This is a genomic window from Enterobacter cloacae complex sp. P2B (assembly GCF_014895985.1).
Classification (GTDB): Bacteria; Pseudomonadota; Gammaproteobacteria; order Enterobacterales; family Enterobacteriaceae; genus Enterobacter; species Enterobacter bugandensis.
This window is the reverse complement of the sequence record NZ_JADBQQ010000002.1, coordinates 193556-207817: the sequence shown is the minus strand read 5'-3', so window position 1 is coordinate 207817 and position 14262 is coordinate 193556. Positions and strand designations below refer to the sequence as shown.

Sequence of the window (14262 nt, the reverse complement as noted above, 5' to 3'; positions counted from 1 at the left end):
TTATTTCCCCGTAAAGTTAGGCGCGCGCTTCGCGAGGAAAGCGCTGACGCCCTCGCGGTAGTCGTCGCTGCGACCGGCCAGACGCTGATAGTCGCGCTCCAGGTCAAGCTGCGCGTCGAGGGTGTTGGTTTCCGCAGCATTGATCGCCTGCTTGATCAGGCCCAGGCCGAAGGTCGGCTGCGAGGCAAAGTGCAGCGCCATCTGCTGCGCCGTGGCGGAGAGCTGGTCGTCGTCCACCACCTGCCAGATCATCCCCCACGCCTGCGCCTGCTCGGCGCTGAGTTTGTCCCCGAGCAGCGCCAGCCCCATGGCGCGGGCGCGTCCGGCCACGCGCGGCAGCAGCCACGTGCCGCCGCAGTCCGGCACCAGGCCGAGCTTGCTGAAGGCCATCACGAAGTTGGCCGACCGGGCGGCAATCACCGTGTCGCAGCCGAGCGCCAGCGTAGCTCCCGCGCCAGCCGCCACCCCGTTAACCGCGCAGATGACCGGCTTCGGCAGCTTTGCCAGGCGGCGCACCAGCGGGTTGTAGAAGGTTTCGACAGACATTCCCAGATCCGGCGCCGGGCCGTTGGGGTCGACGTTACGGTCGTTCAGATCCTGACCGGCGCAGAACCCGCGTCCTGCCCCGGTGATCAGCAGGCAGCGGATGGCGTCATCGCGCTCGGCCTGCTTCAGGCACTCGGCAAGCTGCTGGTGCATCACGTCGTTAAAGCTGTTCAGACGCTCCGGACGGTTCAGCGTAATGGTCATTACGCCCTGTTCTACGTGACTGAGAATAAATTCCACAATTAGCGTCCTTTAAAGTCGGGGGTGCGTTTTTGTAAGAAGGCGTCGATACCTTCCCGGCGGTCTTCGGTGGCGGAAAGCAGCGTAAACAGCTGGCGCTCCTGGGCCAGACCGGCCTGTAGCGGCACCTCCTGCGACTGCCGCAGCGCCTGCTTCGCCGCCTGCAGCGCCAGCGGAGAGTGTCGCGCCATCAGCGCCGCCTGCTTCAGGGCGTACTCCAGTGTCAGAGACGCCGGGAAGATATCGCTCACCAGCCCGGTGCCCAGCGCCTGCTCTGCGGTAATGCTCTCGCCGGTCAGCACCATTTTGCTGGCCAGGGATTTACCGACGCTGCGGATAAGACGCTGGGTGCCGCCCGCGCCGGGCATGATGCCCAGCGTGATTTCCGGCAGGCCGAAACGGGCGTTATCGCCAGCAATGATCACGTCGCACAGCAGCGCCAGCTCGCAGCCTGCGCCCAGCGCGAAGCCGTTCACGGCAGCAATCAGCGGTTTGTTAAACGCGTTAATGCGCGCCCATAGCTGCGGGCGGATATCGTTCAGGGTGGCGGGCAGGTCCTTCTCCGCCATTTCGTTGAGATCGGCCCCGGCGGCAAAGCAGCGCTCGCTGCCGTAAATCACGCAGACGGCGATGTCGGCATCCACGGCGGCAGCCTCAAGCTGTTCCGCAAGCTGCGCCAGCAGCGCATTGTTAAGGGCATTGCGCGCCTCCGGACGGTTCAGAGTCAGCTGCAGCACGCGGCCATGACGGGTAACAATCAGTTCGCTCATGCCATCCCCTTCGCGTCAAAGTCGACAATCACGTCGGCGGTTAACGGCAGCGACTGACAGCTCAGTACGTACCCGGCGGCCAGCTCGTCCGGCTCCAGGCTGTAGTTGGTTGCCATGTCCACCTTGCCGCGCAGCACTTTGCATTTGCAGGTGGCGCACACGCCGCCCTTGCAGGCATACGGCAGATCCGCTCCCTGACGCAGGGCAGCATCAAGAATGCTTTCGTCGTCCGCCGTCAGGGTGATTTCACGGTCGCGCCCGTCCTGGCGCACGGTCACTTTTTGACCCTCCGCCTGCACGTGCACCGCGCGCTTAACGGGGATTCCGGAGGTGTTAAAGCGCTCAAGGTGAATGGATTTTTCCGGCATCCCCAGCGCCTTCAGCGTCGCTTCGGCGTCGTCCATCATCGCCGACGGGCCGCAGATAAAGGCCTCGTCATACTGGCGGAAGTTGATCAGGGTTTTCGCCAGCGCCTGCAGCTTTTCCCCGTCGATGCGGCCATAGAGCAGGTCGCTGTCCAGCCGCTCCTGGCTGAAGATGGAGACCAGCTGCAGCCGCTGCGGGTATTTGTCCTTCAGGTCCGCCAGCGCCTGGCGGAACATCATGCTCTGGCTGCTGCGGTTGCCGTAGATCAAGCTGAAATGGCTGTTGGGTTCGGTTGAAAGCGTGGCGGAGATAATCGCCAGCATCGGGGTGATCCCGGAGCCTGCGGCAATTGCCAGGTAGTGGCCTTCGCGTTCAGCCTGCGGCTGGTAGCCAAACTGCCCTTGAGGAACCATCACCTCCAGCGCCATGCCCGCTTTGATCTCATCCCGGGCATAGCGGGAAAAGCGCCCACCGTCGATGGCTTTGACCGCCACGCTGATCTCACCCGGCGCGGTGCTGCGGCAGATGGAGTAGCAGCGGCGCAGCTCGTCTTCGCCCAGCGTCGTTTTCAGGGTCAGGTGCTGGCCGGGGCGGAAGCGGTAGGCCTCCTGCAACGCCTGCGGCACCGCGAAGGTGATGGTTACCGCGTCGCGGGTTTCGGGTTCCACTTTTGCCACTGTTAATGAATGAAACGTTGTCATGGCAGCCTCAAATACATTTGAAATAGTCGAAGGGTTCGCGGCAGGTATTGCAGCGGTAGAGCGCTTTGCAGGCCGTCGAGCCAAATTCACTGATAAGGGAGGTGTCGGTGCTGGCGCAGCGCGGGCAGCTCACCTCTGCCGGGGCGTGCGCGTGGCAGCTATGCCCCACCGGTGGGCTGATGCCGTACGCCCGCAGGCGCTCGCGCGCGTCGGCGGTCATCCAGTCGGTGGTCCAGGCAGGTTCAAGCTGGAGCACGATGTGCACGGGGGTGAAGCCGTGCGCGGTCATCGCCTCGCGGATCGCCCCCAGCAGGTGTTCCGTTGCCGGGCAGCCCGAGTAGGTTGGCGTGAAGCCAATCACCCAGCCTTCCCCCTGCGCCTTCACGCTGCGCACCATGCCTAAATCGGTGATGGTTAACACCGGCACTTCCGGATCGGGGATCTGGCTTAACAGCGACCAGATCTGCGGAATTTGCGCAGGCGCGATGTCGACGAGGCGTTGCATAGCGTTCTCCTTTACCACTGCTGACCGGGATACGCGCGCTGGAGATACTGCATTTCCGCCAGCATCGGACCCAGATGTTCGGTATGAAGCCCCTTCTTGCCCCCGGTGCGGTACGCCACCTCTGCGGGAACCTGCAGACAGGCTTCTTTCAGACCAGCAAACACTTCGCTTTCCCACGGCTGGCGCAGGGTTCGCGGATCCACCGCCACGCCAGCGTCAATCAGCTCAAGCTCGACCTCATCGGCGTCAAACAGCTCCGCCGTAAAACGCCACAGGCTGTCGATGGCCTGCTGCATTTTTTGCGCGGAGGTTTCGGTCCCGTCGCCCAGCCGCACCAGCCAGCCGCGGCTGAAGCGCAGGTGGTAGCGCGCCTCTTTGATCGCTTTGGCGGCGATGGCAGCAAGCTGGCCGTCGCTGCTCTGTGTCAGGCGTTCGTACAGCGCCACGTTCCAGGCATCCATCAGGTACTGGCGTGCAATCGTGTCGGCGAAGCTGCCGTTCGGCTGCTCCACCAGCAGGACGTTGCGGAACTGGCGCTCGTCGCGGCCAAACGCCAGCGTGTCTTCATCGCCCGGGCCTTCTAATTCCGCGGCATAGGTCAGAAAATTGCGCGCCTGCCCCAGCAGGTCGAGGCCGATATTGGCGAGCGCGAGGTCAATTTCCAGTTCAGGCGCGTGGCCGCACCAGGCGCCGAGACGTTGGGAGAGCACCAGACCGTTGTCGCCCAGGCGCAGGGCATAGGCAGTCACTGAGTTCATTCTTTGCCTCACATATGCTCGATGCCGTCAGGGATGGTGTAGAACGTCGGATGGCGGTAAACCTTGCTTTCCGCCGGGTCGAAGAAATCGCCGCTCTCTTCTGGCTGGGAGGCCACAATTTCACTCGCCTTCACCACCCAGATAGAACACCCTTCGCTGCGGCGGGTGTAGGCATCACGGGCATTTTCCAGCGCCATGCGATCGTCGGCGGCATGCAGGCTGCCCACGTGACGGTGCGATAACCCTTGTTTGCTGCGTACGAACACTTCGTACAGCGGCCAGTAGACATTGCTCATGGTTATTTCCTCTTATGCGGCCTGACGGGTACGTTGTTTTTCGGCGTGCGCCAGCGCGGCTTCCCGCACCCACGCCCCGTCGTCCCAGGCTTTGCGTTTCGCGGCCAGACGTTCGTGGTTACAGATGCCGCGCCCGTTAATGACCTCGTCAAACTCCTGCCAGTCGATCTCGCCGAAGCGGTAGTGACCGCTCTCTTCATCGAAACGCAGGTCCGGATCCGGCACCGTCATGCCGAGCATCTCCACCTGCGGCACCGTGTTGTCGACAAAGCGCTGGCGCAGCTCGTCGTTGCCAAAGCGTTTGATTTTCCAGGCCAGGCTGCGGGCGCTGTTCGGCGAGTTATCGTCGTTCGGCCCGAACATCATCAGCGCCGGCCACCAGAAGCGGTTGATGGCGTCCTGCAGCATCTGACGCTGATCCTCACTGCCCTGCGCCAGCGCCATGCAGGCTTCAAAGCCCTGACGCTGGTGGAAGCTCTCTTCTTTACAGATTTTCACCATCGCCCGGGCATACGGGCCGTAGGAGGTTCGGCACAGCGCCACCTGGTTGACGATGGCCGCGCCGTCCACCAGCCAGCCGATCACGCCGATATCAGCCCAGCTCAGGGTCGGATAGTTGAAGATGGAGGAGTATTTCATCTTGCCGTCGAGCATCTTCTGGTAGATGTCTTCCCGCGCGCAGCCCAGCGTTTCCGCCGCGCTGTAGAGGTAAAGCCCGTGTCCGGCTTCGTCCTGCACTTTCGCCAGCAGGATCGCTTTTCGGCGCAGCGTCGGCGCGCGGGCTATCCAGTTCCCTTCCGGGAGCATGCCGACAATTTCGGAGTGCGCGTGCTGACCAATCTGGCGGATCAGCGTTTTACGGTAGGCTTCCGGCATCCAGTCCTGAGGCTCAATCGCCGTCTCCTGCGCTATGCGCTGCTCAAACCGTTGTTCTTGCGTCACGTCATCACCTTTATGATTCGTTAGTTTGCAAATTAAAGCGAAATGTTGAATCACTTTGTTTTTTAAAAGTTACACAAAGGTTAAATATAACCCCAAGAATTGTTTCCCGGTTTTGTGATGCTGCTCGCAAGGCTTTTACGCCATGCCTTTTACAAAGCGCCTTTACGCGACGCGATTCATCCAGCCAGATCACAACGTTAACAATTCATTAAAAACACAGCTTGATTTTTATGATTCGCGATCAAACTATTAATAGTGAAATCACGAAACATTTGGAGATAAGCGATGCAGCAGTTAGCCAGCTTCTTGTCCGGTACCTGGCAGTCTGGCCGGGGCCGCGAACGCGCGATTCATCACGCCATCAGCGGCGAAGCACTCTGGGAAGTGACCAGCGAAGGGCTGGACATGGCGGCCGCCCGTCGCTATGCCATTGAGCATGGGGGCGAGGCATTGCGCGCCATGACCTTTATTGAACGTGCCGTCATGCTGAAAGCGGTGGCGAAACACCTGCTCGGCGAAAAAGAGGCGTTTTATGCCCTGTCCGCCCAGACGGGCGCGACGAAGGCGGACAGCTGGGTCGATATTGAAGGCGGCATCGGCACCCTCTTCACTTACGCCAGCCTGGGCAGCCGCGAGCTGCCGGACGACACGCTGTGGCCGGAAGATGAGCTAATCACCCTGTCGAAAGAAGGCGGCTTTGCGGCACGCCACGTTCTGACCTCGAAATCCGGCGTGGCGGTACACATCAACGCCTTCAACTTCCCCTGCTGGGGAATGCTGGAAAAACTCGCGCCGACCTGGCTTGCCGGGATGCCCGCCATCATCAAGCCCGCCACCGCTACCGCGCAGGTGACGCAGGCGATGGTCAAATCCATCGTGGACAGCGGACTGGTGCCGGACGGCGCCATCAGCCTGATTTGCGGCGGCGCGGGCGATCTGCTCGACCAGCTCGACAGCCAGGACGTGGTGACCTTTACCGGCTCCGCCAGCACCGGGCAAAGCCTGCGCGTGCACCCGAATATTGTGGCGAATTCGATTCCGTTCACCATGGAAGCCGACTCCCTGAACTGCTGCGTGTTGGGTGAAGACGTCACGCCGGAGCAGCCGGAGTTTGCCCTGTTCATTCGGGAGGTGGTCCGCGAAATGACCGCCAAGGCCGGGCAGAAATGTACCGCCATTCGCCGGATTATCGTCCCGCAAAGCCAGGTTGATGCCGTCAGCCAGGCGCTGATTGCCCGTCTGGAAAAGGTGGTGATGGGCGACCCGGCGCAGGAAGGGGTGAAGATGGGAGCACTGGTCAACGCTGAACAGCGCGCAGACGTGCAGGAGAAAGTGGATCGGCTGGTCGCCTCAGGCTGCCAGATCCGTCTGGGTGGCAAAGCGGATTTGCAGGCCGCGGGGGCGTTCTTCCCGCCGACCCTGCTGTTCTGCCCGCAGCCGGATGAAACCCCGGCGGTGCACGATACCGAAGCCTTCGGCCCGGTCGCCACGCTGATGCCGTATCGCAGTGCAGAGCACGCCATGCAGCTTGCCCGCGCGGGCGGCGGCAGCCTGGCGGGGACGCTTGTCACCGCAGACCTGAACATTGCCCGCCAGTTTATTGCCGGCGCGGCGCGCGCCCACGGGCGTATTCAGATCCTTAACGAAGAATCATCAAAAGAGTCTACCGGCCACGGCTCCCCGCTTCCTCAGCTAATGCACGGCGGCCCTGGCCGCGCGGGCGGCGGCGAAGAGCTGGGCGGCCTGCGCGCGGTGAAGCACTACCTGCAGCGCACCGCGATTCAGGGCAGCCCGACGATGCTGGCCGCCATCGGCAAGCAGTGGGTGCGTGGCGCAGCGGTGCAGGAAGATCGCGTCCATCCGTTCCGTAAATACTTTGAGGAACTGCAGCCGGGCGACAGCCTGCTGACGCCGCGCCGCACGCTGACGGAGGCGGACATCGTCAATTTTGCCTGCCTGAGCGGTGACCACTTCTACGCCCATATGGACAAGATCGGGGCGGCAGAGTCGATCTTTGGCGAGCGCGTGGTTCACGGCTACTTCCTGATCTCCGCCGCGGCGGGACTGTTCGTTGATGCAGGCGTCGGGCCGGTGATTGCCAACTACGGCATGGAAAACCTGCGCTTTATCGAGCCGGTCAAGCCGGGCGACACCATCCAGGTGCGTCTGACCTGCAAGCGCAAAACGCTGAAGAAACAGCGTACCGCCGAGGAAAAACCGACCGGCGTGGTGGAATGGGCGGTAGAGATTTTCAACCAGCACCAGCAGGCCGTGGCGCTCTACTCCATTCTGACGCTGGTGGCGCGCCAGCGGGGTGATTTCAGCTAACGTTCGCCCTCATCCTGCCCCTCTCCCCAACGGGGAGAGGAGATTGCTCTGCACGACCTGTGATTTATCTCAGCGCCTTTTTTAACCTGGCAAGACCAACAAATAACCTGGCAGATGCAGGCAAACGCTTTTCTCAGGCGCCTGTCAGGATAAGGCTGTCACAACACAATAAACCCTAAAAACACAACAAGATGAGGTCTACGATGGGAAGCAATTCTTCTTTTTCTGCCCGTAGAACGGCACTGGCCATGGCCGTTGCGCTGTGTTGCGCCTGGCAATCCCCTGCATTCGCCCACGGCAGCGAGGCGCATATGGTCCCGATGGACAAAACACTGCAGGATTTTGGCGCGGACGTTCAGTGGGATGATTACGCACAGATGTTCACCATTGCGAAAGACGGCGCCTTCGTGAAGGTCAAACCGGGCGCAAAGACGGCCATCGTCAACGGTCACCCCCTCAATCTTGAAGTGCCGGTAGTGATGAAGGACAAAAAAGCCTTTATCTCAGAGACCTTCATCAACGATGTTTTCCAGTCTGGTCTTGACCAGACCTTCCAGGTTGAAAAACGTCCTCACCCGCTAAACGCGCTCACGGCGGACGAAATTAAGCAGGCTGTCGGGATTGTGAAAGCCTCGGCGGATTTTAAACCCAATACCCGCTTTACCCAGATCGCCCTTGCGCAACCAGAGAAAGCCAAAGTGTGGGACTTTGTGCTCAACGGTACGGCAGTGGACGCCCCTCGCCAGGCGAAGATCGTCATGCTCGACGGCAAGCACGTTATCGAAAGCGTAGTGGACCTGAAGGATAAAAAAATCCTGCGCTGGGAGCCGGTGAAGGACGCGCACGGCATGGTGCTGCTGGATGATTTCACCGCGGTTCAGCAGATCATTAACGAGAGCCCGGAGTTTGCCGAGGTGCTTAAAAAACACGGCATCACCGACCCGAAAAAAGTGATCACCACGCCGCTTACCGTCGGCTACTTCGACGGTAAAGACGGCCTGAAGCAGGAAGACCGCCTGCTTAAGGTGGTGAGCTATCTGGACGTCGGCGACGGCAACTACTGGGCCCACCCGATCGAGAACCTCGTGGCCGTGGTCGATCTTGAGCAGAAAAAAATTCAGAAGATCGAAGAAGGTGCCGTTGTGCCGGTTCCGATGACTCCGCGCCCCTATGACGGCCGCGACCGTGTCGAGACGCCGAAAAAGCCGCTCGACATCATTGAGCCGGAAGGCAAGAACTACACCATTACCGGCGACATGGTGCACTGGCAGAACTGGGATTTCCACCTGAGCCTGGATTCCCGCGTCGGCCCGATGATTTCGACCGTCACTTACAACGACAACGGGAAAAAGCGTCAGGTGATGTATCAGGGATCGCTCGGCGGCATGATTGTCCCTTACGGCGATCCGGACGTGGGCTGGTACTTCAAGGCCTATCTCGACTCCGGCGACTACGGCATGGGCACCCTGACCTCGCCGCTGGTGCGCGGTAAAGACGTGCCGTCCAACGCCGTGATGCTCAACGAAACCATCCCGGACTACACCGGCACGCCGATGGAGATCCCGCGCGCGATCGCCATTTTCGAACGCTACGCGGGGCCAGAATATAAACATCAGGAGATGGGCAAGCCGAACGTCAGCGCCGAACGCCGCGAGCTGGTGGTGCGCTGGGTGAGTACCGTGGGCAACTACGATTACATCTTCGACTGGGTGTTCCACGAAAACGGCACTATCGGCATTGACGCCGGTGCTACGGGTATCGAGGCGGTGAAAGGCGTTCAGGCAAAAACCATGCATGATGCCACCGCCAAAGACGACACAAAGTACGGCACGCTGATCGATCATAATATCGTGGGCACCACGCACCAGCACATCTATAACTTCCGTCTTGATATGGACGTGGACGGCATCAACAACAAGCTGGTGGCGATGGACCCGGAAGTGAAGCCGAATACCGCCGGCGGCCCGCGCACCAGCACCATGCAGGTGAACCAGTATGACATTGATACCGAACAGCAGGCGGCACAGAAGTTTGACCCGGGCACCATCCGACTGCTGAGCAACACCAGCAAGGAGAACCGCATGGGCAACCCGGTCTCGTACCAGATTATCCCTTACGCGGGCGGTACCCATCCGGTGGCGACAGGCGCGAAATTTGCGCCGGACGAGTGGATCTACCATCGTCTGAGCTTTATGGATAAACAGCTGTGGGTGACGCGTTACCACCCGGACGAGCTGTATCCGGAAGGGAAATTCCCGAACCGCTCCATCCACGATACGGGTCTGGGCCAGTACAGCAAGGATAACGAGTCGCTCAACGACCAGGACGACGTGGTGTGGATGACCACCGGCACCACCCACGTCGCACGCGCGGAAGAGTGGCCGATCATGCCGACGGAATGGGTGCATACCCTGCTTAAACCGTGGAACTTCTTCGACGAGACGCCGACGCTCGGGAAGAAAAAAGACGAAAAATAACCACCCGCCGGGCAATTGCCCGGTTTTTTTTACCCTGACGTTTGATGATCGCCCTCGCTTGCTTATAGTTACTGATATATCACCTGCATGATTTTTCCCCCGGACGGGAAAGGGCTTTATGGAAAAAAGAAAAAAACCGACGCTGGAACGAGCAACCTGGCCGACGCGCCACGCCATGGTCATGCACGGGCTGGCGATGAACCTGCCCTGGCTGGCTTTCGTCAACATCAGCTTCGCCGTGATGATTCTGCTGCGCCATGTTCTGCTTAACGCCAGCGATCCCCTTTATCCCCACTTGCCGCATATGATGAAAATGGTCGACGCTTCGATGCTCGGCATTATTATCCTCTCGGCTGCACTGATCCTTATGGGCTGGCGGCGCATCGCCGGTATCAGCGTAGTGCTGTGTATCTGTAGTGCTATCTGGTCGATATCATGCTTCTGGTTTATCACCGATTTACTGCTGCCCCACGTCTGGCCGCTGTGCGTTATTTTATTACTCGCTGGGTTAACGGCCCTCTACTTTTACCCTGTGGGGTTGCTCGCCTTCGTGCTCCCGCTCTGGATAACCCTGCCGATTGCAAGCTGGGCACTGAATGATGGCCTTAATCTTCACTTCGTTATCATCTGGAGCGTCTTTTCGCTGATCCTGATCTGCGGGCGATTCATCCTCTTAAGCTGGTTTGACGAGGCCTGGCGACGTAACCAGCAAAACCAGCTGCTGATCTCACGACTGGATGCGCTGGCGCATCAGGATCCGTTAACCACAACCGCCAACCGCCGGAAGATGGAAGTGGTGCTGGAGAACGCGGTTGAGCAGAAGAAACCGTTCTCGCTGATTATGCTGGATATTGACTATTTCAAACGCTACAACGACACCTACGGTCACCAGGCGGGTGACGACTGTCTGACGCGCGTGGCGCGGGTGCTGAAGCAGTCAGTGCGAACGCCCGACGATGTGGTGTCACGTTACGGCGGCGAGGAGTTTGTGGTGATCCTGTTTAACTGCCCGGAAAATATCGCGGAAAAAGTTGCGGTACGCATTCAGGACGGCCTGCGCGCGGAGTCGATACCGCACAGCGCGTCATCCGTCAGCGATCGTGTCACCGTGAGTATGGGGATTGCGGGCATGGTCGAGGGGCTTGCGGGTACCGAGATTATTGCCCGCGCCGATGCGGCGCTGTACCGGGCGAAAGAGGCCGGGCGGGATCGGTGGTCTTTATAACATGTCGGGTGGATGCGACGCTTTACCCGACCTACAAAAATTCGCCGGGTGCGGCCTGATGCCCTCACCCTGCCCCTCTCCCACGGGAGAGGGAACAAACACTAAAAAGGCAACCTCCCTGTTGCCTTTTGCTTTTACTAGTAGCGCACGCAAACCGACTTGGTTTCGCACCAGCCGTCCAGCCAGTCCGGGCCAAAATCACGTCCTGTACCGGACTGCTTCATCCCGCCGAACGGCAGGTTGGCGTCAATCAGCGTATGGCTGTTCACCCACACGGTACCCGCCTGCAGCCGGTCGGTGTACTCCAGCGCCTTGCTGATATTCTGCGTCCAGACGCTGGCCGTCAGGCCATATTCGGTGTCGTTTGCCAGCTGGAGCGCCTCTTCTCCGTCGGATACCCGCACCAGGTTGACCACCGGACCAAACACCTCTTCTCGGGTTAACCGCAGCGCGGCATCCGGGTTCACCACCAGCGTAGGCGACACGTAATAGCCTTTGCCCTCCGGGCCGCGATTACCGACGATCAGCTCCGCATTGCGCGACGTCGCCTCGTCGAGGAAGGTCTGCACCTTATCGCAGTGGGCGCGCGACACCAGCGGGTTGATAAACGCCTCCGGCGACATGCCCGGCCCGACGCTCAGGGATTTCACCGCCTGTTCGAACCCGCTCACCAGCGTGTCAAACAGCGGCGCTTCAATGTAGATGCGCGAGCTCGCCGCGCACACCTGCCCCTGGTTCAGGAAGCTGCCGGTCATCAGTCCTTCGATCACCCACGCCGGGTCCGCATCCTTGAGTACAATTGCCGGGTTTTTCCCGCCCAGCTCCAGGGTCACTCCGGTTAGCGTGTCCGCCGCCGCGCGGGCAATTTGCTTACCCGTTGCCGTCGAGCCGGTAAAGCTCACCTTTGCAATATGCGGGTGCGAGGTCAGCGCTGCGCCACACACCGCGCCGCTCCCGGTTACCACGTTGAACACCCCGTCAGGGATGCCCGCTTCGCTGGCCAGCTCCGCCACGCGCAGCATGGTTAGCGGCGTGGTTTCAGACGGCTTAATGACGATAGAGCAGCCCGCGGCCAGCGCTGGCATCACTTTCCACATCCCGATCATCAGCGGGAAGTTCCAGGGCACAATCCCGGCCACCACACCAACCGGCTCCTTACGCGTCCACGCCTGGTAGCGCGCACCCTGCGGCAGCGGGATGGAAAGATCGAGTGTTTTGCCCGCAATTTTGGTGGTCAGCCCGGCGGTATAGCGCATCCAGTTGAGGGTGCAGCCCACTTCAAAAGCCCGGGAGATGTTAATTGATTTGCCCTGCTCCAGCGTTTCAAGCTGGGCCAGCTCCTCGCCGTGCTGTTCCACCAGATCGGCGAAATGGAGCAGGATCCGCTCGCGCTCCGCCGGTAATTTTCCGGCCCAGCTACGGGCGACAAACGCGCGCCAGCCGGACATAACGGCCCGGTCAACGTCATCGACGCTGGCATCGGCGGTCGAGGCAATCACCTCGCCCGTGGCCGGGTTGTAGACGTTCAGCCGCTTTTCACTGTCCGACGCGGCCTGACGCCCTTCAATCCACAGGCCATGTTGTCGGTCTAAAAATTGCTGCACGGCAGGCTGAATAGCCACCAGTGATTCAGACATAGGATACTCCTTCGTTATTCTTCGCAGGGTGTTCATCCAGTCTATGTGGGGTTTTGCATTCTCGCTTTTGTCTCTGTGACATTCGCTTTGCCACCTGTGACAGGTGCCGCAAATCGCGATAATCGCCGCTTATATCGCTGTTACCGGTGAGTGTTCTTTCCTATAGTCAGCCTCATAGCTCTGACAAAATGCAACACAAATGCAACAATGCGAAAACGTTGACGGTGCAGCGAGAGAAACGATGGCGTGTGCAAGCGAGCAGGAACAGTATCAGCAGTGGCTGGCGCAGATTAACCAGGTTTGCGGGCGTTTTAACGCGCAGCCCACCGAGGGAAAGTTCTACGGCGAGCTGGAGACCAGCTATGCGCGCAGCCTGAAGCTCAGTACCGTCACCGCAGGCGGCGTTAACCTGTTCCGCTCCCGTCATGAGATTAAGCAGAGTAACGATGCCTGGTTCTATACCGTGTTTCAGCTCGAAGGGAGTGCGGAAATTGAGCAGGATGACCATCGCGCGGTACTCAGAACCGGTGATATTACGCTGATTGATGCCTCACGCCCGTGCTCGATCAACTGGCAGGAAAAGTCCCGCCAGATTTCGCTGCTGGTTCCCCGTCAGATTATCGAGCAGCAGTGCCGCTTTCAGGAGATAAGCTGCGCGCTCGCCCTTTCCCGCACCTTACCCACGGTACAGCTGAGCCATCGCCTGCTGATGGAAAGTATGAACAACCGCGACCTGAGTGACCGGGAGAGTGAAGCGGCGCTTGAGGCGATGGTCTGCCTGCTGCGCCCCGCGTTCCAGCAGCGCGACGTGATTCAGCCGCGCAAGGAGCGCCAGTTCCAGCACGTTGTGGCGCTGATTGACAACCATATTCAGTCTGAATCGCTGCGTCCGGAATGGATTGCCGCTGAGAGCGGAATGTCCGTGCGCAGCCTCTACCGCATGTTTGCCGAGAAGGGGCTGGTGGTGGCGCAGTACATTAAAAACCGTCGTCTGGATCTCTGCGCTCAGGAATTGCAGTCAACCGGCGACGATGAAAAGCTGGCGGGCATTGGCTACAGCTGGGGATTCACCGACCATAGCCACTTTTCAACGGCCTTTAAGCAGCGTTTTGGCGTCTCGCCGGGTGAATACCGCAAGCGCTACCGTTAGCTATTTTTTCAGCCACTTACCGTTAATGCCCTTCACGTACTCGCCCGGCTGCGCGCGGGCCACCAGCTTTTGCCCCGCCATTTTCGCCACTTCATCAACCGGCAAATTATTGCTGTCGGCCAGCTTCTGATAGCTCTCCGTGCGCGCTGCGTTAATGCGATTCACCAGCTCCAGCGTTTCGGCATCCTGTTGGATCGGAGCAAGATAGCCGCTCAGGGTTTCCCCCACGCGCCCCTGCGCGCGGGCATCGTTTAAGGTCAGCGCAGCCGCCTGCACGTTTATACTCAGGGCCAGTAAAATCAACGCTAATCGTTTCATGGC

Annotated in this window: 13 protein-coding genes; 4 read left to right on the top strand and 9 right to left on the bottom strand. The window is 60.0% G+C overall.

The window, feature by feature from the left end; all coding sequences use genetic code 11:
- The 7 genes from paaG to paaA are packed head-to-tail and all read right to left on the bottom strand — an operon-like array spanning window position 1 to window position 5124.
- Entirely contained in the window at window positions 1–789 is a 789-nt protein-coding gene (paaG, locus tag IM313_RS01660; RefSeq protein WP_192971190.1) for a 2-(1,2-epoxy-1,2-dihydrophenyl)acetyl-CoA isomerase PaaG, read from the bottom strand.
- On the bottom strand, window positions 789–1556 hold the full coding sequence (gene paaF / locus IM313_RS01655; protein ID WP_192971020.1) for a 2,3-dehydroadipyl-CoA hydratase PaaF: 768 nt from the start codon (window positions 1554–1556) through the stop codon (window positions 789–791). The genes paaG and paaF overlap by 1 nt, the downstream gene beginning before the upstream one ends.
- Window positions 1553–2623 carry a 1,2-phenylacetyl-CoA epoxidase subunit PaaE gene (paaE, locus tag IM313_RS01650; protein WP_192971019.1) on the bottom strand — a complete coding sequence of 357 codons (1071 nt, stop codon included), beginning with the start codon at window positions 2621–2623 and terminating at the stop codon, window positions 1553–1555. The genes paaF and paaE overlap by 4 nt, the downstream gene beginning before the upstream one ends.
- A gap of 7 nt (window positions 2624–2630) precedes the next feature.
- Entirely contained in the window at window positions 2631–3128 is a 498-nt protein-coding gene (gene paaD / locus IM313_RS01645) for a 1,2-phenylacetyl-CoA epoxidase subunit PaaD (RefSeq protein ID WP_028013029.1), read from the bottom strand.
- Between the two features lie 11 nt (window positions 3129–3139).
- The gene (paaC, locus tag IM313_RS01640) at window positions 3140–3886 is read right to left on the bottom strand and encodes a 1,2-phenylacetyl-CoA epoxidase subunit PaaC (RefSeq protein WP_192971018.1); all 747 of its coding nucleotides are present in this window, start codon (window positions 3884–3886) and stop codon (window positions 3140–3142) included.
- 8 nt (window positions 3887–3894) lie between these two features.
- Window positions 3895–4182, bottom strand: coding sequence for a 1,2-phenylacetyl-CoA epoxidase subunit PaaB (paaB, locus tag IM313_RS01635; RefSeq protein WP_192971017.1), 288 nt, complete (start codon window positions 4180–4182; stop codon window positions 3895–3897).
- 12 nt (window positions 4183–4194) lie between these two features.
- Window positions 4195–5124 carry a 1,2-phenylacetyl-CoA epoxidase subunit PaaA gene (paaA, locus tag IM313_RS01630; RefSeq protein WP_041910193.1) on the bottom strand — a complete coding sequence of 310 codons (930 nt, stop codon included), beginning with the start codon at window positions 5122–5124 and terminating at the stop codon, window positions 4195–4197.
- A 285-nt stretch (window positions 5125–5409) separates the two neighbouring features.
- On the opposite strand from paaA, the gene paaZ reads away from it, so the two are divergent.
- The 3 genes from paaZ (at window position 5410) to IM313_RS01615 (ending at window position 11154) form a co-directional block, all read left to right on the top strand.
- Window positions 5410–7452 (top strand): phenylacetic acid degradation bifunctional protein PaaZ, encoded by a 2043-nt coding sequence (paaZ, locus tag IM313_RS01625; RefSeq protein ID WP_192971016.1) that lies wholly within the window; start codon window positions 5410–5412, stop codon window positions 7450–7452.
- A gap of 203 nt (window positions 7453–7655) precedes the next feature.
- Entirely contained in the window at window positions 7656–9929 is a 2274-nt protein-coding gene (gene tynA / locus IM313_RS01620) for a primary-amine oxidase (RefSeq protein WP_192971015.1), read from the top strand.
- A gap of 118 nt (window positions 9930–10047) precedes the next feature.
- A complete protein-coding gene (locus IM313_RS01615) occupies window positions 10048–11154 on the top strand; it encodes a GGDEF domain-containing protein (RefSeq protein WP_088205379.1) in 1107 nt (368 codons plus the stop codon).
- 137 nt (window positions 11155–11291) lie between these two features.
- Here IM313_RS01615 and IM313_RS01610 read toward each other — a convergent pair whose 3' ends face one another.
- Window positions 11292–12791, bottom strand: a complete 1500-nt coding sequence (locus IM313_RS01610) for an aldehyde dehydrogenase family protein (RefSeq protein ID WP_192971014.1) — start codon at window positions 12789–12791, stop codon at window positions 11292–11294.
- 241 nt (window positions 12792–13032) lie between these two features.
- Here IM313_RS01610 and feaR point away from each other — a divergent pair, with 241 nt between their 5' ends.
- Window positions 13033–13941: a transcriptional regulator FeaR gene (gene feaR / locus IM313_RS01605; RefSeq protein ID WP_047368759.1), complete on the top strand. Its 909-nt coding sequence runs from the start codon at window positions 13033–13035 to the stop codon at window positions 13939–13941.
- Here feaR and IM313_RS01600 read toward each other — a convergent pair whose 3' ends face one another.
- Complete coding sequence (locus tag IM313_RS01600; RefSeq protein WP_028013020.1) at window positions 13942–14259, bottom strand: YdbL family protein; 318 nt, start codon at window positions 14257–14259, stop codon at window positions 13942–13944.
- Window positions 14260–14262: the final 3 nt, after the last annotated feature.

What these genes read in the sequence shown, in the direction of transcription:
- paaB (WP_192971017.1), bottom strand. Translation starts at nt 4,182, where the DNA reads ATGAGCAATGTCTACTGGCCGCTGTACGAAGTGTTCGTACGCAGCAAA.
- paaZ (WP_192971016.1), top strand. Translation starts at nt 5,410, where the DNA reads ATGCAGCAGTTAGCCAGCTTCTTGTCCGGTACCTGGCAGTCTGGCCGG.
- paaF (WP_192971020.1), bottom strand. Translation starts at nt 1,556, where the DNA reads ATGAGCGAACTGATTGTTACCCGTCATGGCCGCGTGCTGCAGCTGACT.
- paaD (WP_028013029.1), bottom strand. Translation starts at nt 3,128, where the DNA reads ATGCAACGCCTCGTCGACATCGCGCCTGCGCAAATTCCGCAGATCTGG.
- feaR (WP_047368759.1), top strand. Translation starts at nt 13,033, where the DNA reads ATGGCGTGTGCAAGCGAGCAGGAACAGTATCAGCAGTGGCTGGCGCAG.
- IM313_RS01600 (WP_028013020.1), bottom strand. Translation starts at nt 14,259, where the DNA reads ATGAAACGATTAGCGTTGATTTTACTGGCCCTGAGTATAAACGTGCAG.
- IM313_RS01615 (WP_088205379.1), top strand. Translation starts at nt 10,048, where the DNA reads ATGGAAAAAAGAAAAAAACCGACGCTGGAACGAGCAACCTGGCCGACG.
- IM313_RS01610 (WP_192971014.1), bottom strand. Translation starts at nt 12,791, where the DNA reads ATGTCTGAATCACTGGTGGCTATTCAGCCTGCCGTGCAGCAATTTTTA.
- paaC (WP_192971018.1), bottom strand. Translation starts at nt 3,886, where the DNA reads ATGAACTCAGTGACTGCCTATGCCCTGCGCCTGGGCGACAACGGTCTG.
- tynA (WP_192971015.1), top strand. Translation starts at nt 7,656, where the DNA reads ATGGGAAGCAATTCTTCTTTTTCTGCCCGTAGAACGGCACTGGCCATG.
- paaE (WP_192971019.1), bottom strand. Translation starts at nt 2,623, where the DNA reads ATGACAACGTTTCATTCATTAACAGTGGCAAAAGTGGAACCCGAAACC.